The organism is Curtobacterium luteum, assembly GCF_001475545.1.
GTDB classification, from domain to species: Bacteria; Actinomycetota; Actinomycetes; order Actinomycetales; family Microbacteriaceae; genus Curtobacterium; species Curtobacterium luteum_A.
This window is the reverse complement of record NZ_LDQC01000060.1, coordinates 30,595-50,248: the sequence shown is the minus strand read 5'-3', so window position 1 is coordinate 50,248 and position 19,654 is coordinate 30,595. Positions and strand designations below refer to the sequence as shown.

General features: G+C 70.4%; 20 protein-coding genes. 12 read left to right on the top strand and 8 right to left on the bottom strand.

Annotation, left to right across the window (positions count from 1 at the left end):
• Positions 1-19: 19 nt before the first annotated feature.
• Together ispD and NS184_RS11050 are read right to left on the bottom strand one after the other, a co-directional pair.
• Positions 20-1,183 carry a 2-C-methyl-D-erythritol 4-phosphate cytidylyltransferase gene (gene ispD / locus NS184_RS11055; protein WP_083513627.1) on the bottom strand — a complete coding sequence of 388 codons (1,164 nt, stop codon included), beginning with the start codon at positions 1,181-1,183 and terminating at the stop codon, positions 20-22.
• 49 nt (positions 1,184-1,232) lie between these two features.
• Positions 1,233-1,715 (bottom strand): CarD family transcriptional regulator, encoded by a 483-nt coding sequence (locus NS184_RS11050; protein WP_017888066.1) that lies wholly within the window; start codon positions 1,713-1,715, stop codon positions 1,233-1,235.
• A 159-nt stretch (positions 1,716-1,874) separates the two neighbouring features.
• Between NS184_RS11050 and NS184_RS18350 the strand changes: the two genes are divergently transcribed.
• Entirely contained in the window at positions 1,875-2,507 is a 633-nt protein-coding gene (locus tag NS184_RS18350) for a hypothetical protein (protein ID WP_058726167.1), read from the top strand.
• 202 nt (positions 2,508-2,709) lie between these two features.
• On the opposite strand, the gene NS184_RS11040 is transcribed toward NS184_RS18350, so the two are convergent.
• Both NS184_RS11040 and NS184_RS11035 read right to left on the bottom strand, forming a co-directional pair.
• Positions 2,710-3,390, bottom strand: coding sequence for a response regulator transcription factor (locus tag NS184_RS11040; RefSeq protein ID WP_058726166.1), 681 nt, complete (start codon positions 3,388-3,390; stop codon positions 2,710-2,712).
• Positions 3,387-4,553 carry a sensor histidine kinase gene (locus NS184_RS11035; protein ID WP_058726165.1) on the bottom strand — a complete coding sequence of 389 codons (1,167 nt, stop codon included), beginning with the start codon at positions 4,551-4,553 and terminating at the stop codon, positions 3,387-3,389. Before NS184_RS11035 ends, NS184_RS11040 begins: the two co-directional genes overlap by 4 nt.
• Positions 4,554-4,711: 158 nt before the next feature.
• On the opposite strand from NS184_RS11035, the gene phoU reads away from it, so the two are divergent.
• Positions 4,712-5,383: a phosphate signaling complex protein PhoU gene (gene phoU / locus NS184_RS11030; RefSeq protein ID WP_058726164.1), complete on the top strand. Its 672-nt coding sequence runs from the start codon at positions 4,712-4,714 to the stop codon at positions 5,381-5,383.
• Positions 5,384-5,445: 62 nt separating this feature from the next.
• Positions 5,446-5,994, top strand: coding sequence for an AAA family ATPase (locus tag NS184_RS11025; protein WP_058726163.1), 549 nt, complete (start codon positions 5,446-5,448; stop codon positions 5,992-5,994).
• Positions 5,995-6,046: 52 nt separating this feature from the next.
• Here the strand turns inward: NS184_RS11025 and NS184_RS11020 are convergent, their stop codons facing one another.
• Positions 6,047-6,793, bottom strand: coding sequence for a phosphoglyceromutase (locus NS184_RS11020; protein WP_058726162.1), 747 nt, complete (start codon positions 6,791-6,793; stop codon positions 6,047-6,049).
• Positions 6,794-6,837: 44 nt separating this feature from the next.
• On the opposite strand from NS184_RS11020, the gene NS184_RS11015 reads away from it, so the two are divergent.
• A complete protein-coding gene (locus NS184_RS11015) occupies positions 6,838-7,611 on the top strand; it encodes a hypothetical protein (RefSeq protein WP_058726161.1) in 774 nt (257 codons plus the stop codon).
• A 330-nt stretch (positions 7,612-7,941) separates the two neighbouring features.
• Here the strand turns inward: NS184_RS11015 and NS184_RS11010 are convergent, their stop codons facing one another.
• The 3 genes from NS184_RS11010 to NS184_RS11000 all read right to left on the bottom strand — a co-directional run bounded on the left by NS184_RS11010 (position 7,942) and on the right by NS184_RS11000 (position 10,032).
• A complete protein-coding gene (locus NS184_RS11010) occupies positions 7,942-9,012 on the bottom strand; it encodes a YgfZ/GcvT domain-containing protein (protein WP_058726160.1) in 1,071 nt (356 codons plus the stop codon).
• Positions 9,012-9,614: an FABP family protein gene (locus NS184_RS11005; protein ID WP_058726159.1), complete on the bottom strand. Its 603-nt coding sequence runs from the start codon at positions 9,612-9,614 to the stop codon at positions 9,012-9,014. Before NS184_RS11005 ends, NS184_RS11010 begins: the two co-directional genes overlap by 1 nt.
• Positions 9,615-9,750: 136 nt before the next feature.
• On the bottom strand, positions 9,751-10,032 hold the full coding sequence (locus NS184_RS11000) for a hypothetical protein (RefSeq protein ID WP_148286137.1): 282 nt from the start codon (positions 10,030-10,032) through the stop codon (positions 9,751-9,753).
• Between the two features lie 187 nt (positions 10,033-10,219).
• Here NS184_RS11000 and NS184_RS10995 point away from each other — a divergent pair, with 187 nt between their 5' ends.
• The 8 genes from NS184_RS10995 (at position 10,220) to pstB (ending at position 19,426) form a co-directional block, all read left to right on the top strand.
• A complete protein-coding gene (locus NS184_RS10995; RefSeq protein ID WP_058726157.1) occupies positions 10,220-10,903 on the top strand; it encodes a response regulator transcription factor in 684 nt (227 codons plus the stop codon).
• On the top strand, positions 10,900-11,775 hold the full coding sequence (gene mshD, locus NS184_RS10990) for a mycothiol synthase (RefSeq protein WP_058726156.1): 876 nt from the start codon (positions 10,900-10,902) through the stop codon (positions 11,773-11,775). The genes NS184_RS10995 and mshD overlap by 4 nt, the downstream gene beginning before the upstream one ends.
• A gap of 110 nt (positions 11,776-11,885) precedes the next feature.
• Positions 11,886-14,051 carry an RNA degradosome polyphosphate kinase gene (locus tag NS184_RS10985; protein WP_058726155.1) on the top strand — a complete coding sequence of 722 codons (2,166 nt, stop codon included), beginning with the start codon at positions 11,886-11,888 and terminating at the stop codon, positions 14,049-14,051.
• The gene (locus NS184_RS10980; protein WP_058726154.1) at positions 14,048-14,995 is read left to right on the top strand and encodes an NUDIX hydrolase; all 948 of its coding nucleotides are present in this window, start codon (positions 14,048-14,050) and stop codon (positions 14,993-14,995) included. Before NS184_RS10985 ends, NS184_RS10980 begins: the two co-directional genes overlap by 4 nt.
• A gap of 344 nt (positions 14,996-15,339) precedes the next feature.
• Entirely contained in the window at positions 15,340-16,443 is a 1,104-nt protein-coding gene (locus tag NS184_RS10975) for a phosphate ABC transporter substrate-binding protein PstS (protein WP_058726153.1), read from the top strand.
• 123 nt (positions 16,444-16,566) lie between these two features.
• Entirely contained in the window at positions 16,567-17,514 is a 948-nt protein-coding gene (pstC, locus tag NS184_RS10970) for a phosphate ABC transporter permease subunit PstC (RefSeq protein ID WP_058726152.1), read from the top strand.
• Positions 17,515-17,527: 13 nt separating this feature from the next.
• Positions 17,528-18,613: a phosphate ABC transporter permease PstA gene (gene pstA / locus NS184_RS10965; RefSeq protein ID WP_058726151.1), complete on the top strand. Its 1,086-nt coding sequence runs from the start codon at positions 17,528-17,530 to the stop codon at positions 18,611-18,613.
• A 33-nt stretch (positions 18,614-18,646) separates the two neighbouring features.
• Positions 18,647-19,426, top strand: a complete 780-nt coding sequence (gene pstB / locus NS184_RS10960) for a phosphate ABC transporter ATP-binding protein PstB (RefSeq protein WP_022903428.1) — start codon at positions 18,647-18,649, stop codon at positions 19,424-19,426.
• Positions 19,427-19,654 lie beyond the last annotated feature (228 nt).

The following is a 19,654-nucleotide window of genomic DNA, read 5'->3' as shown; positions in this document are numbered from 1 at the left end:
GCCGGTCTGCCGGGGTCCGTCAGGCCTGCCGGACGACGGCGGTCGCGATCGCCGCGAGCCCCTCACCCCGACCGGTGAACCCGAGACCGTCCGTGGTCGTGCCGGACACCGCGACCGGGGCACCGACGACGGCAGCCAGCGCGTCCTCCATCGCCGCGCGCCGGGGACCGATGCGCGGGCGGTTGCCGATCACCTGGACGGTGACCGCCGACGGCACCAGTCCGGCGGACGCGAGGAGCTCGACCGCGCCCCGCACGAAGACGTCGCCCGTCGCCCCGGCGTACCGCGGATCGGACGTGCCGAACCGCCCGCCGATGTCACCGAGTCCACCGGCGGAGAGCAGCGCGTCGCACACCGCGTGCGCGACCGCGTCGCCGTCGCTGTGTCCGGAGAGGCCCGGTTCCCCGGGGAAGTCGAGCAACCCGACACGGCACGGCGAGGCCGCGTCGAACGCGTGCACGTCGACCCCGAGACCGATCCGCACGCCCGCCTGCTCCGCGCCTGTGCGTGCACGGACGACCGACTCGGCGCGACCGAGGTCCCACGCCGTGGTGATCTTGAACGCGTCCGCGTGGCCCGGGACGAACCGCACCGTGCGACCGGCCGCCTGGAACACCCCCGCGTCGTCGGTCTCGGACCGTTCGGACGCCGCGTAGGCCCGCCGGAGCGCCGCGAGCGGGAACCCCTGCGGCGTCTGGACCCCGACGAGCGCCGACCGGTCGACGGTCTCGAGCACGAGGTCACCGTCCACACGCTTCACGGTGTCGACGACGGGCAGTGCCGGGACGACCCCGTCGCCCGTCGTCGTCACCGCGCCGAACACCCGCTCGAACTGCGCCGCCGGCGTCAGGCACCGCGCCGCGTCGTGCACGAGCACGACGTCGACCGAGTCGGGCAGTGCTGCCAGACCGGCCTGGACCGACGCGTGGCGATCGGTGCCTCCGGGGACGACCGCGGTGTACACGGCCGCCGCGCCCGCGACCGAGGCGACCAACGCACGACACTCGTCGAGGAGCGCCGCCGGGGAGACGACCACGACGAGCGTCGGCGACGCCAGGGTGAAGAGCGGCTGGAGCGCCCGCGTCAGCATCACCTGCCCGGCGACCGGGACGAACGCCTTGGCGGTGCCGATGCCGAGCCGCGTACCGGACCCCGCCGCGACGACGACGACCGCCCTGCTCACCCCGGAGGGGAGCAGAGCGGTCGCAGTGGTGTCCAGTGCTTCGGACGCGCTAGGAGGCGAGGACCTCGTCGAGGACGGTCGATGCCTTGTCCTCGTCGGTCTTCTCGGCCAGCGCGAGCTCGGAGATCAGGATCTGCCGGGCCTTCGCGAGCATGCGCTTCTCACCGGCGGAGAGCCCGCGGTCCTGGTCGCGGCGCCAGAGGTCGCGGACGACCTCGGAGACCTTGATGACGTCGCCGGAGGCGAGCTTCTCGAGGTTCGCCTTGTACCGGCGGGACCAGTTGGTGGGTTCCTCGGTGAACGGTGCCCGGAGGACCTCGAACACCTTGTCGAGCCCTTCCTTGCCGATCACGTCACGCACGCCGACCAGGTCGACGTTGTCCGCCGGGACCTCGATCGTCAGGTCACCCTGCGTCACGCGCAGCTTCAGGTAGACCTTTTCCTCACCCTTGATGACGCGCGTCTTGACTTCTGAGATGGTTGCCGCCCCGTGATGGGGGTAGACCACGGTCTCGCCGACCTCGAATTGCATGTATCAGGCTCCGTTCCGAGACACCCAGTTTACCACAAGGGGTTTTCGGGTAGAGGGGCGCTGGGCACTCGCCCTCCCAGGTGATCGGTAGGATGGAGCCGGACCGTCCGGTCCCCAAACGTGATCTTCCGGAGGAATCTCTTGCGAGCTCGGGTACTCGTGTCCGTCGCCGTTGCGGCAACCATCGCGCTCGGCGCCACCGGGTGCGAGTTCGTCTCGCCGGTCGCCACCGCCGAGATCCAGCAGGTCACCGACGGCGTGAACGCCAAGACGGGTTCGATCGACATCCGCAATGCGCTGCTCATCTCCGACGACGGCGAGAGCGCCCGCTTCATCGGCACGTTCGTGAACAACTCCGACTCGAAGGACGTCACGCTCTCGATCGAGGTCGGCGGCGACACCCAGACGGTCGACGTCCCGAAGAACTCCCGCGTGGACCTCGCCGCGTCCGACTCCGCCTCGACGCCCACACCGACCCCGGGCACCGAGTCGAACGGCGAAGGCACGCAGGGCTCGTCCGCGGCCGGCGGGACCGACGTCGTCTTCGACCAGGCCGACGCGAAGCCGGGTTCGCTCGTCAAGGTGTACTTTTCGTACTCGGGCGCCGAGGGTGTCTCCCTCAACGTGCCGGTCCTGACCACCGCGCAGGAGGAGTACGCGACGCTCGCCCCGACCTCGGCGCCGTCCGACTCGGCGACGCCGTCGGACTCCTCGACGAGTGACTCCTCGAAGTCCGGCAGCACCGAGGAGCCGTCGGGCGACGCGACGACCGAGGCCCCGATCAACCCGTAGCGCGCAGCGCCCGTCACACGGCGCAACCGCCTGGAGGCGCGGTGCCGGTCCCCGAGACCGGCACCGCGCCTCCAGTGCGTTGCGATCCCGCCGCGGGGCGGACCCTCAGTGGACGCCGGAATGAGGTTCCGGACACTGCACCGCGCGCTTCCGCGGTGCAGTGGCCGGAACCCGGTTCCCTGCCGCCGGGGTCGGGGCCGCGCTACGCCTCGATGCGGTAGCCCAGGCCCCGGACCGTCACGAGGACCTCGGGTGCGCTCGGCACCCGCTCGATCTTCGACCGGAGCCGCTTGATGTGGACGTCGAGGGTCTTCGTGTCGCCGAAGTAGTCCGAACCCCACACGCGGTCGATGAGCTGGCCACGGGTGAGCACCCGTCCGGCGTTGCGGAGCAGCAGCTCGAGGAGCTCGAACTCCTTGAGCGGCATCGGCGTCTCCGAACCGTCGACCGACACCGTGTGGCGCTCGACGTCCATCCGGATGCCGCCGACCTGCAGGATGCCCGAGTCCCCCGGGTCGTCCTCGGTCCGGCGACGGAGCACGGCACGGATGCGGGCGAGGAGCTCCCGGGTCGAGTACGGCTTCGTCACGTAGTCGTCGGCGCCCAGCTCGAGCCCGACGACGATGTCCACCTCGGAGTCCTTCGCCGTCAGCATGATGATGGGCGCGTTCGACCGGGTGCGGATCTGCCGGCAGACCTCGGTACCGGAGAGCCCCGGCAGCATGAGGTCGAGCAGCACGAGGTCGGGGTTCTCGGCGTCGAACTTCGACAGCGCGGTCACACCGTCAGCAGCGACGGAGGTCTCGTACCCCTCGCGCTGCAGCAGGAACTCCAGGGGCTCGCTCAGGGCCGGCTCGTCGTCGACGATGAGGATCTTGGTCACGATGGCTGCTCTTCCAGTTGCTCTTCGAGTGCGGTGGTCAGGTCGGTGTCCGCCTCGGGCAGGCGGATGGTGAAGGTCGAGCCCTTGCCGGGCTGCGACCAGACGCGCACGTCGCCGCCGTGGTTGCCGACGACGTGCTTGACGATGGCGAGACCGAGGCCGGTACCGCCCGTGGCCCGCGAGCGAGCCGGGTCGACGCGGTAGAAGCGCTCGAACACCCGGTCGAGGTCGGCCTCGGGGATGCCGACGCCCTGGTCGGTCACGGCGATCTCGACGAAGCCCTTCGTGCTCCGGACGCCGACGCCGACGCGGGTGTGGTCCGGCGAGTACTTGACGGCGTTCGCGATGAGGTTCGACACCGCCACCTGCAGGAGTCCGGGATCGCCCATCACCCGGAGCTTCGTCTTCTTCGCGCGCACGATGTCGATGTCACGCGCGCGGGCCACGACCTCGTTGGCGTCGACGGCGGCCTGCACGATGCGGTCGATCGACGTCTCCTCGCTGGACTCGAGCGCGTCGACGGACTGCAGCCGCGAGAGCTCGATGATGTCCTTCGTGAGGGCGCCGAGCCGCTCGGACTCGGTGACGAGCTGCGCGGCGAACTTCCGCACGTGCTCGGGTTGGTCCGCGGCGGCCACGAGGGTCTCGGACAGCAGGCCGATGGCGCCGATCGGGGTCTTCAGCTCGTGCGAGATGTTCGCGACGAAGTCCCGCCGGACCTCGTCGATGCGCCGGCTCTCGGTGAGGTCGTCGGCGGTGACGAGCACGTACCGGTTGCCGAGTTGTGCCGCCCGGAAGCTCAGGTAGCCGATGAGCTCTCCGTGCCGACCACGGGGCAGCTCCATGTCCTCCGAGCTCATCTCCCCGCTCGCGCGCACCCGGTCCACGAGGTCCCGGAGTTCCTTGTGCACGAGCCGTCGGCGCACGACCAGTCCGACGGTGAGCGCCTGCGGCGAGGCGGCCACGACGGTGTTCGAGGGGTCGACGACCACGGCGGGGTTGTGCATCGTGGCGATCACCGCAGCGACGCCGTCCGGGAGCGTCCGCTCCGCGACGTCGGCCGCACGAGCCGTGCGCTCGGCGGTGATGATCAGCACCACGACGCCCGCGCCGAACACCCCGCCGAGGAGCATCGACAGTGGCACGAGCCACGCGTTGTCCATGCCGTCAGTGTAGGGATGGTCATGCCCGCTTCGGACGCCGTTCACCCCGGTTCGGCGCGGTTCCGGCCCCGTCCGGTCAGACGTTCAACCGCACGTCACCGTCCGTTCACCTGGGCTGACGACACTCGTCCGGTACCGCAACGAGAGGCACATCCCCCATGCGCGAAGTGTTCCAGCAGGAACTCCAGGACGTCCAGGAGCGACTGACCGAGATCGCCGGGCTCGTCGAGTCCGCCATCACCCGAGCCACCCAGTCGTTCAACGAGTCCGACGTCGCGCTCGCTGAGGAGGTCATCGCGGACGACGTGAAGATCGACGAGGCCGCGAACGAACTCGACGAGGTCGCGATCGACATCCTGGCTCGCCAGGCGCCCGTGGCGAAGGACCTCCGCGTCGTCGTCACCGCACTCCGCGTCAGTTCCTCGCTCGAGCGCATGGGCGACATGGCCGAGCACATCGCGCAGCTCACGCGCCAGCGGTTCCCGGAGAAGGTCGTGCCGAAGGGCCTCCGCGGCACCTTCAAGAAGATGGGCGCGCTCGACGTCGCGATGGCGCAGAAGCTCACGCGGCTGCTCGCCACCGAGGACATCGCACTCTCCGCCGAGATCCGCGACGAGGACGACGCCGTCGACGAGCTGCACGCGAGCGTCTTCGACTTCGTGCTCGGCGAGACGTGGAAGGGAGCTCCGATCGACACCGTCGACGCGACCCTGGCATCCCGCTACCACGAACGCTTCGCGGACCACGCGGTGTCGATCGCGAAGAAGGTCGAGTACCTGGCGACGGGTGACTGGGCGGGCGCGTCGTCGGTCACGACCTCCCCGGCCTGAGTCGCAGGAGCCGCCTGACCCGCGGTTTTGCGGTCTTCCCGCTCTGACGGGAGGATCGTGGCATGGCTCAGGTCGCGATCGTCGTCAACGGGATGCCCGGTTCGGGGAAGAGCACGGTGGGCGCCGCCCTCGCCGAGGTGCTCGGCTGTCCGTTCCTGTCGAAGGACCGCATCAAGGAGCCACTCGCCGACATCGCCGGTCCGATGATCGCCTCCCGCGACCTCGGGTCGATCGCGATGGACACGATGTGGTCGATGGCGCGGGCCGTCGAGAACGGGGTCGTCCTCGACGCCGTCTGGCTGCCGTCGCGCGACCGCGACCTCCTGGAGGCCGGACTCGCCTCCGCCGGGTCGCCGCGCGTCGTCGAGGTGTGGTGCGAGGTCGACCGGGCCACCGCCGACGAGCGGCTGCGCGAACGCTACGAGCCCGGCACGCTCCCGGTGCGGCACGACGTGCACGGGGACCTCGCCGAGGTGCTCGCGTTCTGGGACGAGCACGCGGCGACGGCCGGCCCGGTCGGCCTGCCCGGCGTCCCGGTCGTCCGGGTCGACACCGCGGCGCCCTACGACGTCGGTGCCCTCGTGCAGGAGATCGCGTCGCACTTCGTCTGACGCACGAACGCCCCGCCGGTGTCCGGCAGGGCGTTCGTCGTCGTGCTGGGTGCTACTTCTTGGCGCCCTGGGCGGCGACGGCTGCGGCACCGGCAGCGGCGGCCTCGGGGTCGAGGTAGTACGAGGGCCCCGTCGGACGGAAGTCGTCGTCGAGCTCGTACACGAGCGGGATGCCCGTCGGGATGTTGAGGCCTGCGATGTCGTCGTCGGAGATGCCGTCGAGGTGCTTCACGAGCGCACGCAGCGAGTTGCCGTGTGCGGTGACGAGCACGGTCTTGCCCTCGCCGAGGTCCTTCATGATGTCGGACTCCCAGTACGGCAGGAGCCGGTCGATCACGAGCTTCAGGGACTCGGTCTTCGGCAGCTGGTCGCCGAGGCCGGCGTAGCGGCGGTCCCCGGCCTGCGACCACTCGGCGTCGTCGGCGATGGGGGGCGGCGGGACGTCGAACGACCGACGCCACTCCATGAACTGCTGCTCGCCGTACTGCTCGAGCGTCTGGGCCTTGTCCTTGCCCTGGAGGTCGCCGTAGTGCCGCTCGTTGAGGCGCCAGTCGCGCTTCACCGGGAGCCAGGCGAGGTCGGCCTCGAGCAGGGCGATGTCCGCGGTCTGGATCGCGCGGGTGAGCAGCGAGGTGTACAGGACGTCGGGGACGATGCCCGACTCGGCGATGAGCTCGCCGGCGCGCTTCGCCTCCTTCTCGCCCAGCTCGCTGAGTCGGACGTCGACCCAACCGGTGAACAGGTTCTTCTGGTTCCAGTCACTGTTGCCGTGACGGAGCAGGACGAGCGTGGAGGTCATGGCCCCGAGTCTACCGAGCGGGTGCGCCTCGGTAGCCTGGGGCCATGCCCATCGGGAACGTGACGCGCGGGACGACCGGGTACAACCGGCTCCGTCGCGTCGACCGGTGGATCGCCGCGCTCCCGGTCCTCCGCCGGACGTCCGACCCGCTCGTCGCCGACGTCGGGTACGGGGCACGACCGACGACGACGCTCGAGATGCGCGACCGGCTGGCCCGCGTCCGGCCCGACGTCGAGGTGACCGGCATCGAGATCGAGCCCGACCGGGTGGCGCTCGCGAACGCCGGTACCCGCGACGGGGTCACGTTCCGGCTCGGCGGGTTCGAGACGCCGACGCCCGGCGGCCGACGACCGGCCGTGATCCGGGCGTTCAACGTCCTGCGACAGTACGACGAGTCCGCCGTCGTCGACTCGTGGCGGATCATGCAGGACCGGCTGCAGCCCGGTGGCGCGCTCGTCGAGGGCACCTGCAACGAGGTCGGTCGGGTGGCGTCCTGGGTGACGCTCGACGACGTCGCGCCGCGGACCTTCACGGTGTCGCTGCGACTCGCCGGACTCGACGTCCCGAGCGTCGTGGCGGAACGGCTGCCGAAGGCCCTGATCCACCGGAACGTGCCCGGGGAGCGCGTCCACGACTTCCTCCGCGACCTCGACCTGGCGTGGGCGGTCGCGGCGCCGCTCGGGACGTACGGGCCGAGGCAGCGGTGGCTCGCGGCCGTCGGCGGCATGCGTGACCGGGGTTGGCCGGTGCTCCACGGGGTGCGCCGCTGGCGGCTCGGCGAGCTCACCGTCCCGTGGGACGCGGTCGCCCCGGCGTGACGGCCGGCGGCCCGCTCGCTCCCGCTTCGGTGCCGGCTCCCGCTCCTGGTCCCGCTCCTGCTCCCGCTTCGGTGCCCGAGACTCGGCCTGGCGGACACTCTCGTGGCCGCGAACCCGCGAACGTGTCCGCGGAGCCGAGACTCGGCCTGGCGGACACTTCCGTGGCCGCGAACCCGCGAACGTGTCCGCGGAGCCGAGACTCGGCCTGGCGGACACTTCCGTGGCCGCGAACCCGCGAACGTGTCCGCGGAGCCGAGACTCGGCGCACGCAGCACGAGAGCACGGCATGCATCGTGCGCGTACGGACCGGCCCGGCGGAGCGGCGCGCGGCTACGAGCGGCGGACCGCTCCGAGTCGGGGCAGGCGCGGCACGTTCGCCGTCGCACCGGCGCCCGGCGGCACGATGACCTGCTGCGCCGCCGTCACGACCACGTCGTCGGTGTGCAACGTCAGCGTCGCCGCGGGGTCGAGGGAGCGCTTGACGACCGCGAGGCCGATCGGCCCGAGCTCGTGGTGCACCGCGGACGCCGAGAGCCGCCCGACCTCCTGCTCGTCGAGCAGCACGGGCGTCCCGGGTGCCGGCAGGACGGCGTCCGAGCCGTCGAGGTGCAGCAGGACCGCACGACGCGGCGGGTGGCCGAGGTTGTGGACCTTCGCGACCGTCTCCTGCCCGCGGTAGCAGCCCTTCGACAGGTGCACGGCGGAACGGAGCCAGTCGAGCTCGTGCGGGATCGTCCGCTCGTCGACGTCCGACAGCGACGGACGCCAGGCGGCGATCCGCAGGGCCTCGTACGCGAGGAGTCCCGCGGCGGCGACGTCGGACGCGGCGATCGCGGCCGCGGTGCCGGGGGCGACCACGGCGATCCGGAGGGTCCAGTCGGAGGCGGGGTGTGCCTCCAGGGCGGCGTAGCCCCACCCACCGGTCGCGACCTCGGACCACGGGTCGAGCCACTCGACCACGGCGTCAGCGGGGCCGACGGCCCCGGCGAACCGGCCGAGCGTGACGAAGTCCGCCGACCGGTCGGTGACCTCGACACGCAGCATGAACCGCATCGAGTCGAGCCACGCGGCGAGCGGTGCCGCGTCGTCGGCCTCGGTGAGCAGCCACGTGGTCTCGCCGTCGTCGACGACACGGGCAGCGTGCTCCACTCGGCCCGACGCGTCGAGCACGAGGGTCTCGGTGGAGGCGCCGGGCCGGAGGCCGCTCAGGAGCTGGGAGGTGATCGAGTTGAGCCAGGACAGGCGGTCCGGGCCGGTCACGGTGACGATCCCGAGACCGAGGTCGACCACAGCGCGACCGCGCTCGAGCAACCGCTGCTCGCCGAGCGGATTGCCGTAGTGCGCGGCCACCCCGCGGTCGCCCGCGACGAACCCCGGACGCGACGCGAACGGCGTCGTCATCAGTCGACCTTCGCGAGCTGCCCCGAGGCGTGCGAGGTGAGCTCCTGCCCGAGCGCGGCGATGTCCCACGCCCAGAACAGCTTGCCCTCGACCAGGCCGTAGAGCCGCGTCGCCGCCGTGTAGTCCTTCGCGTTCGGCGAGCGCATCACGGCGTCCGTCGCGAGGTCGATCCGGCCCTTGCGCACGCGTCCGACGTAGAGCTCGTTGACGCCCGTCGGGTGCACGATCGCGGCCTCGACGTCGAAGCCGTCCGTCGCGTTCCGCAGGGTCTCGACGCTCTGGGTCGTGCCGAACGGGGTCGGCCCGTCGCCGAGCAGCATCGCGGGACCGCGGTCGCCGGGCTCGTGCGGCCGGTCGAGCCGCCAGTAGCCCATCTCGGCGGCGAGCGGGGTGTGCTCGTCGTCGAGCAGCCACGTCGTGGACGAGTAGTTGAGGTAGGGCAGGCCGTCGTGGCTGAAGCTCACGCGCTGGCCGAAGTCGTACTTCCGCGGTTCGTCCTCGTCGCCGACGGGGTACTCGACGACGCCGGTGCCCTCCCAGACACCGACGAGCCAGGACAGCGGGACGAGTTCGGCCGCGAGGCCCTCGGGCAGTTCGATCAACGCTGACCCTTGAACAGCTTCACGACCACGGTCACCGAGACGAACGCGATCGCGAGCGACGCCAGGCCGAGGAGGCCCACGTAGAAGAGCTCGAGCGCAAGCAGCGAATCCATGCTGCGAGTCTACGCGGACCGGCTCAACGCGCCAGGAGCACCACGGCGGTGACGAGCACGACGACGAAGGCCCCCGAGGACGCGATGCTGATCCGTTCGACCAGTCCGTCCTTCGTCGCGGTGATGAGCTGGAGCACGAAGCTGACGAGGACGCAGAGCACGAAGACGAGGAGCAACCACGCGAAGGAGTCCTTCTGCGCGAGCGTGATCACGAGGACGGCCCCGACGACCGCGAGCAGCCAGACGGGGAGCACGGACGTCAGCTTGAGGCGACGCTGGTCGGCGGGCGGCACGGGCTCGGTCACGCGCTCCATCATGACAGGCGCGGCCACGGGCGTCCCCCGGCCGTGCCCGCGAGCACCGTCCGCCCGGACCGGCCTGCGGGCACCGTCCGCCCGGACCGGCCTGCGGGCACCGTCCGCCCGGACGGCGGGGGACATCCCGAGCATCACTAGGATGTGTCCACGACGTCCCCCACGCCCTGGAGGTCCTGTGGCCCAGCTCCTGGTACTCACCTCTGCCGCGCCCGGCGACGTCCTGCCGAGCCTCGGTCTGCTGAGCCACCGGATCCGCCACGTCCCCGCCGAGGCCGCCCAGCTCGTCAACGCACCCCAGAGCGACCTCGTGTTCGTCGACGCCCGGGTCGACCTCGTCGGCGCGAAGGCCCTCTGCAAGATCCTCGTGACGAGCGGCTCGCCGACCCCGATCGTGCTCGTCGTCACCGAGGGCGGGCTCACCGCGGTGAACAGCGAGTGGAACGTCGACGACGTGGTGCTCGAGACCGCCGGCCCGGCGGAGGTCGACGCGCGCATCCGGCTCGCGGCCGGTCGCGCCGCGAAGCAGCCGGCGAGCACGAAGATCCAGGCATCCGGCGTCGTCATCGACGAGGCCAGCTACTCGGCGAAGGTCCGGGGGCGGCCGCTCGACCTCACGTTCAAGGAGTTCGAGCTCCTCCGCTTCTTCGCGACGCACCCCTCACGCGTGTTCACCCGCGAGCAGCTGCTCAGCGAGGTCTGGGGCTACGACTACTTCGGCGGTACCCGCACCGTGGACGTGCACGTCCGACGACTCCGCGCGAAGCTCGGCGACCTCGAGTCGCTCATCGGCACGGTCCGGAACGTCGGCTACCGGTTCAACGTCTACGAGGACGAGGCCGACCGGCTGGCCGGCCAGTGACCGTCCCCCTCGACGGGTTCACGGTCGCGGGCGAGCCGCGCCCGTTCTCCGACCAGACCCTGGTCGACGTGCGGGCTGGGCGCGCCACCCTCATCGGTGACGAGCAGGGGGTCGCCGTGGTGCGCGACGGGGAGCTCGAGCTGGCGGTCCGCCGGGAGGCCCGTGGCCGCGGACTCGGGACCGCGCTCGTCACGCAGGCGCTCGCGCTGGGCGACGGGGCCGCCGACGGGTCGCCGTCTGCACCTCGGCCCGCGTCTGCGGCGGGTCGGGCGTCGGCACCTCGCCCCGGTCCGGCGCCCCGGCTCGCCTGGGCGCACGGGGACCACCCGGCCGCGCGGGCCCTCGCCGCACGGTTCGGCTGGCGCGCCGTGCGGACCCTGCTCCAGCTCCGCGCGCCGATCCCGACCACCGCACCGGACCCCGCGGTGCCGGAGGGCTGGTCGCTCGCGGCGTTCCGGGCGGGCGACCCGGACGACGAGACCGCCTGGCTCGACCTCAACGCCTCCGCCTTCGCGCACCATCCCGAACAGGGCCGGATGACGCTCGAGGACCTCCGCGCCAGGGAGGCCGACCCGTGGTTCTCCGGCGACGACCTGCTGCTCCTGCGGGACGACCGGGGGCGCCTGGCCGCGTCGTGCTGGCTCAAGGTCGAGGACGGCATCGGCGAGTTCTACGCCGTGGCCGTCCGGCCCGACCTGCAGGGGCGCGGGCTCGGTGGGGTGCTCATGCGTGCCGGCTGGGGGCGTCTGGTCGGGCGGGGCCTCGACGCCGCAGCACTGTACGTCGAGGGCGACAACGAGCGGGCGCTCGCGCTCTACCGCCGCTCGGGGTTCACGCAGTACGCGATCGACGTGCAGTACGCCGCTCCCTGACCCGGGCTGCAGGGCCGACCGGTCCTGCACGGCGGGTCCGTTCACGCGGCGTTTCCACAGCCGTTACGTGCGGCCCTCGTCGCGGAGGCCGCGGGTGGCAGGATGTGGGCATGGACACCGAACCGCAGCTCGACGGCGACTCCGTCGCACCGGACCTCGACGACTTCGACGAGGTCGTCGAGGTGGAGCACGAGTCGCTGCCCTCGGACCGCTACTTCGACCGTGAGCTCAGCTGGCTCCGGTTCAACCAGCGCGTGCTCGAGCTCGGCGAGGACCGCACGCAGCCCCTGCTCGAGCGGGCGAACTTCCTCGCCATCTTCGCGTCCAACCTCGACGAGTTCTTCATGGTCCGGGTCGCCGGCCTGAAGCGGCGCATCGACACCGGGATCGCCGTCCCGACCAACGTCGGCCGTGCCCCGAGCGACGTCCTGCGGGACATCGCGCGCAAGGCCCACGAGCTGCAGGACCGCCACGCGCACGCGTTCATGGACTCGCTCAAGCCGGACCTCGACGCCGCTGGCATCCACGTCGAGCACTGGTCCGACCTCGACGAAGCCGACCGGCTCCGGATGCGCGAGTACTTCAACGAGCAGATCTTCCCGGTGCTCATGCCGCTCGCGGTCGACCCGGCGCACCCGTTCCCGTACATCTCCGGGCTGTCGCTGAACCTCGCGGTGCGGGTGCGGAACCCGAAGTCGCAGCGGCAGGAGTTCGCGCGCCTCAAGGTGCCGCAGAACTTCTCCCGGTTCATCGCGCTGCCCGACGACGGCTCCGGGCGCCAGCGCTACATCCCGCTCGAGGACCTGATCGCGAACCACCTCGACGACCTCTTCCCCGGGATGGAGGTGCTCGAGCACCACGTGTTCCGGGTCACCCGCAACGAGGACGTCGAGATCGAGGAGGACGAGGCCGAGAACCTCATCCAAGCCCTCGAGCGCGAGCTCCTCCGTCGTCGGTTCGGTCCGCCGATCCGCCTCGAGATCACCGAGGACATGGACGCGGTGACGCTCGACCTGCTCGTCCGCGAGCTCGACATCACCGAACAAGAGGTCTACCGCCTGCCGTCGCCGCTCGACCTCGGCGGACTGTTCGAGATCGCGAAGATCGCGCGCCCGGACCTCCACTACCCGAAGCACGTCCCGACGACGCCCGTGCAGTTCCAGCCGGGCGAGCCGAACACCAAGCCCGACCTCTTCGGCGCCATCAAGGCCAAGGACGTCCTCGTGCACCACCCGTACGAGTCCTTCGCGACGAGCGTCCAGGCGTTCCTCGAGCAGGCCGCGGCCGACCCGAACGTCCTCGCGATCAAGCAGACGCTCTACCGCACCTCCGGTGACAGCCCCATCGTCGAGGCCCTCATCGACGCGGCGGCGGCTGGCAAGCAGGTCCTCGCGCTCGTCGAGATCAAGGCGCGCTTCGACGAGCAGAACAACATCGGCTGGGCCCGCAAGCTCGAGAAGGCCGGCGTGCACGTCGTGTACGGCCTGGTCGGACTGAAGACGCACTCGAAGCTCGTGCTCGTCATCCGACAAGAGGGCGGGACGCTCAAGCACTACAGCCACATCGGCACGGGCAACTACAACCCGAAGACCTCGCGCATCTACGAGGACATGGGCCTGTTCACGTCGGACGACACCGTGGGCAAGGACCTCACGCGTCTGTTCAACGAGCTGTCCGGCTACGCGATCGAGAAGAAGTTCAAGCGCCTCCTCGTCGCACCGCTGCACCTCCGCAAGGGGCTCATCAAGCGGATCCAGGCCGAGGCGGACAACGCCAAGGCCGGCAAGCCGTCGGGCATCCGCATCAAGGTGAACTCCATGGTCGACGAGCAGATCATCGACGCGCTCTACCTCGCGAGCCAGGCCGGCGTGCCGGTCGACGTGTGGGTCCGCGGGATCTGCTCGCTCAAGCCGGGCATGGAAGGCGTCAGCGAGACGATCCGCGTCCGCAGCGTCGTCGGCCGCTACCTCGAGCACTCGCGCGCGTTCGCGTTCCACAACGACGGCGACCCGGTCGTCTTCATCGGCTCGGCGGACATGATGCACCGCAACCTCGACCGCCGCGTCGAGGCCCTCGTGCGGCTGTCCGACCCAGCACACGTGACCGAGGTGCAGGACATGTTCGACCTCGCGATGGCGGACGACACGAGCTCCTGGCACCTGGAGTCGGACGGCGAGTGGACCCGTCACTCGACCGACGCTGACGGGCGCCCGCTGCAGGACGTGCAGAATGTCCTCATGCGCAAGATCTCGGCTCGGAAGCGCTCGACTCGGTGAGCGGCGGTCCCACCGGTCCCGTCGTCGCGGCAGGAGCCGTCGTCTGGCGCGAGCAGGACGGACGGCCGCTGGTGCTGCTGATCCACCGCGGTCACCACAACGACGTTTCCTTCCCGAAGGGCAAGGTGGACCCCGGCGAGAGCGTCCCGACGACCGCCGTGCGCGAGATCGACGAGGAGACCGGCTACCGGGTGCACCTCGGCGCTCCCCTGGGCACCGCCGAGTACGTGCTGCCGAACGGTCGCGACAAGGTCGTGCACTACTGGTCCGCGCGGGTGTCGAACAAGGAGTTCGAGCGCGCTGGGAAGTTCCGTCCCAACGACGAGGTCGCTGCGGTCGAGTGGGTGTCGATCGACGACGCCCGTGGCCGGCTCACGTACGACCGGGACGTCGAGATCCTCGACCGCTTCGCCGACCGCGCGGCCGCCGGGGAGCACAAGACCTTCGCCCTCATCGCACTCCGGCACGCGAAGACGGTCCCCGGCTCCGACTGGGACGGCCCCGACGCGACCCGGCCGCTCCTGCCCGTCGGACGCTCACAGGCGAAGGCAGTCGCGGCGCCGGTCGCTGCGTTCGGCCCGAAGAAGATCGTCTCGAGCACGGCGGCGCGGTGCCTCGCGACCGTCGAACCCCTGTCCGCGCGGACGAAGGTCGGCGTGCAGTCGACGCCGGACATCAGCCAGGACGCCCACGACCGCGGCGCCGCGAACGTGAAGGGCGTCGTGCTGCGACGGATCGACAAGGCGAAGTCGACGGTCCTCTGCTCGCACGGACCGGTGCTCCCGGACATCATCGCCCGCATCGCCGGAGCGACCGCGGACGGGAGCCGACACTTCGACCTCCGTCGCGCCGCGATGCTGTCCGTCGGCGACTTCGCGGTGATGCACATCGCCGACGGAAAGCTCGTGGCGGTCGAGACGCACCGCAACACGATCGCCTCGTAGCGGCCGGCCGAGCTCGCCCGGCCCTCGTCCGGATCGGCCACCTCGCCACCGGCACCGGTACGCGCGTGGTGATCCGCGCCTCCAGGACGGCCCCGCACCCCGCTCCCACACCGCCCGGCGACCATGCGAACGCATGTGCCATGCCTGGGCGCGGTGACCCGATCCTGCACCCCACCGCAGGTGCGTGTCCGTGTGCCGCCAGCGGGGCAATGCCTCGTTCACCTGCCGTTCACCCGCGGGCACCTCCCGGGTCATCTCTCGTCCCTACAGTCGCTCCCGGGTCAGCACCGGCCCGAGGGACCAGCAGCGGTCCCGCCTGCACTGACATTCCCGAAGGGACCCCTGTGAACATCAAGCGAATCGGCACGGTCGCGGCGATCGCGATCGTCGGCGCCGTCGCGCTGTCCTCCTGCGCCTCGAACGAGGCCGGCGCCGGCAGCTCCTCCGCCGCGTCGAACTCGGACACCTCGAAGCTCTCCGGCACCCTGACCGGCTCGGGCTCGTCCGCGCAGCAGACCGCACAGGCCACCTGGACCGCCGGGTTCCAGAACGTCGCCTCGGGCGTCACGGTCAACTACTCGCCCGACGGTTCGGGCGCCGGCCGCAAGAACTTCATGTCGGGTGCGGCGGACTTCGCCGGCTCCGACGCCGCCCTCTCCGACGAGGAGCTCTCGGGCTCGTTCGCGAACTGCGCCGCGGACTCGAAGGCCATCGACATCCCGGTCTACATCTCCCCGATCGCGATCGCGTACAAGGTGGACGGCGTCAAGGACCTCACCCTCGACGCGAAGACCATCGCGGGCATCTTCTCGGGCAAGATCACGAAGTGGAACGCTTCGGAGATCAAGGACCTCAACAAGGACGCCTCGCTCCCCGACGCGAACATCACCGTCGTGCACCGTTCGGACGACTCGGGCACCACCGAGAACTTCTCCGAGTACCTCGACGCGAACGCGAAGGACGTCTGGGGCAAGGAGCCGAGCCAGACCTTCCCGTACCAGGTCGGTGACGCCGCCGCGAAGACCTCGGGTGTCGCGTCCTCGATGGCCAGCGCCTCGAACGCCATCACCTACATCGACGACTCCGGCGCCGGTGACCTCGACAAGGCGAAGCTCATGGTGGGCGACAAGGCCACCGAGATCTCGGCCGATGGTGCCGCCACCGTCGTCGCGGACTCCAAGACCGTCGAGGGCCGCGCGGACAACGACCTCGCGATCGACATCAACCGCACCGACACGGCCGACAACGCGTGGCCGCTCGTCCTCGTCTCCTACGCCATCGCGTGCCAGGAGTACAAGGACTCGGCCAAGGGTGAGCTCGTGAAGGGCTACCTCGACTACGTCGTGTCGAAGGACGCGCAGGACGCCGCCGCGAAGGAGGCCAAGTCGGCCGCCCTCTCGAGCGACCTCTCGGAGAAGGCCGCGAAGGCCGTCGCCTCCATCAAGTAACGCCCTCTGAGCGCCCGGACGCCGGTCCCACCCAACACGACCGGCGTCCGGGCACTCGCCCGTCACGGCACCACCTCCCACCTCCCCGTTCCCCGCCAAGGGTGAACCTCCGACAGGAGTCGCATGACGACCGCACCGGCCCGCGAAGGGGCCACCGTCATCCCGAAGCCGAAGGCCGTCGTCCGCGTCGGCGACCGCGTCTTCTCCGCCGCCTCGGTCATCTCCGGCGGCCTCATCCTCTTCGTCCTCGTGCTCGTCGCGGCGTTCCTCGTCTGGCAGAGCATCCCGGCGCTGGTCGCCAAGGCCGGCACCCTGCCGAACGGCTCGGCGAACTTCTGGGACTACGTCGGGCCGCTCGTCTTCGGTACGGTCTGGTCCGCACTCATCGCGCTCGTGATCGCCGTGCCGCTCGCGCTCGGCATCGCGCTCTTCATCTCCCACTACGCACCGCGCCGCCTCGCGCCGGTGCTCGGCTACGTCATCGACCTGCTGGCCGCGGTCCCGTCGGTCGTCTACGGCCTCTGGGGCATCGTCGTGCTGGCACCGTTCGTGAAGCCCTTCTACGCGTTCCTCAACACCTACCTCGGCTGGTTCCCCCTGTTCTCCGGACAGGTCACCGGCACCGGCCGCACGATCCTCACCGCGTCGATCGTCCTCGCCGTCATGGCGATCCCGATCATGACCGCCGTGATGCGCGAGATCTTCCTGCAGGCGCCGACCCTCAACGAGGAGGCAGCGCTCGCCCTCGGCGCGACCCGCTGGGAGATGATCCGCCTGTCGGTGCTGCCGTTCGCGAAGTCGGGCATCGTGTCCGCGATCATGCTCGGCCTCGGACGTGCCCTCGGCGAGACGATGGCCGTCGCGCTCGTGTTGTCGGTGTCGACGAACGTCACCTTCCAGGTACTCACCTCGCTCAACCCCTCGACGATCGCCGCGAACATCGCCCTGCAGTTCGCCGAGGCCTCCGGCACCACACTGAACGCCCTCGTCGCGTCCGGCCTCGTCCTCTTCGTCATCACCCTGGTCATCAACATGCTCGCGCGGTACATCGTCCGCAAGCGAGTGAGCTGAGAGGTACGACCCGATGTCCCTCGCCCTCCGTCAGACCGGCATGGCCGGCAACGTCTACGCCAACGGCAAGCTGCACAAGTCGGTGCCGTGGCTGCTCCTCATCGGCTCCTGGGTCGCGCTCATCGCCGTGTTCGCCCTGCTCAACGCCGGCGGCGCGGTCAAGGACTTCAACGTCGTCGCGGCGCTCTTCCTCGGAACGGTCCTGTTCGACGTCCTCATCGTCGTCGTGTCCCGCATCGTCGAGGGTGGCCGCAAGGCCGTCGACCGCCTGGTGACCTCCCTGGTCGTCACGGCGTTCGTGATCGCCGTCCTGCCGCTCGTGTCGCTGCTCTGGACGGTGCTCGCCGACGGCCTCGCCCGCTTCGACGCGCAGTTCTTCTCGTACTCGATGCGCGGTGTCATCTCCGAGGGCGGCGGCGCGGTCCACGCCCTCGTCGGCACGCTCGAGATCACGCTGTTCGCGGCACTCATCTCGGTGCCGATCGGGCTCCTCACCTCGATCTACCTCGTCGAGTACGGCAAGGGCGCGCTCGCGAAGGGCATCACGTTCTTCGTGGACGTCATGACGGGCATCCCGTCGATCGTCGCCGGCCTCTTCGCCTACTCCCTGTTCGCGCTCTTCCTCGGCCCCGGTGCCCGCTTCGGCCTGGTCGGTTCGATCGCCCTGAGCGTGCTGATGATCCCCATCGTCGTGCGGTCCACGGAGGAGGTCCTGAAGATCGTGCCGATGGAGCTCCGCGAGGCCTCGTACGCGCTCGGTGTGCCGAAGTGGCTGACGATCGTGAAGGTCGTGCTCCCGACGTCACTCGCCGGCATCACGACCGGGGTCATGCTCTCGATCGCCCGCGTGATCGGCGAGACCGCACCGCTGCTCGTCACCGCCGGGTTCACCGCGTCCATGAACTACGACCTGTTCAAGGACCCGATGATGACCCTGCCGGTGTTCGCCTACACGCAGTACTCGCAGCAGGGCGCCAACCCGGTACCGTTCGTCGACCGGGCCTGGACCGCTGCGCTGCTCCTCATCCTCATCGTGATGGCGCTGAACCTCCTGGCGCGCTTCATCACCCGCCTCTTCGCCCCGAAGCTCCCCCGCTAGCGCGGCAACGACCACCACCCCGAAGGAATCCACGTGTCCAAGCGCATCGAGGTCGACGGCCTCAACGTCTACTACTCGAAGTTCAAGGCGGTCGAGGGTGTCGACATCACCATCGAGCCCCGCACCGTCACCGCGTTCATCGGCCCGTCCGGCTGCGGCAAGTCCACCTTCCTCCGCACCCTGAACCGCATGCACGAGGTCATCCCGGGCGCCTGGGTCGAGGGCTCGGTCAAGGTCGACGGCGACGACCTCTACGGTGCGGGCGTCGACCCGGTGCTCGTCCGTCGTCAGGTCGGCATGGTCTTCCAGCGACCCAACCCGTTCCCCACGATGTCGATCAAGGACAACGTGCTCGCCGGGGTGAAGCTCAACAACAAGCGCATCTCGAAGTCCGAGGCCGACGACATCGTCGAGCGCTCGCTCCAGGGTGCGAACCTCTGGAACGAGGTCAAGGACCGCCTCGACAAGCCCGGCATGGGACTGTCCGGCGGGCAGCAGCAGCGGCTCTGCATTGCGCGGGCGATCGCCGTCCAGCCCGACGTGCTCCTCATGGACGAGCCGTGCTCCGCGCTCGACCCGATCTCGACCCTCGCCATCGAGGACCTCATCGAGGAGCTGAAGAAGGAGTACACGATCGTCATCGTGACCCACAACATGCAGCAGGCCTCGCGAGTGTCGGACAAGACCGCGTTCTTCAACATCGCCGGCACCGGGCACCCCGGCAAGCTCATCGAGTACGACGACACCGCGACGATCTTCTCGAACCCGTCCGTGCAGGCCACCGAGGACTACGTCTCCGGCCGCTTCGGATGATCCGCTGACGCGGACGCAGCGTTCGCGTCGCGCGCTCGGCCCCGTCGGACCCCGGTCCGGCGGGGCCGCCGTCGTTCCCGGGCGCTGCTGCGGTCGTGTCGTCGCCGTGGTCACGACGGGCGGCCGGGAGGCACGGATCGCGCCCGTCGGATCGGCACCGGATCGCGGGTGGTCGCCTCGACGATGCGGAGTCCGTTCCGGAACGACCCCCGTCGTTCCTTGCGCGCG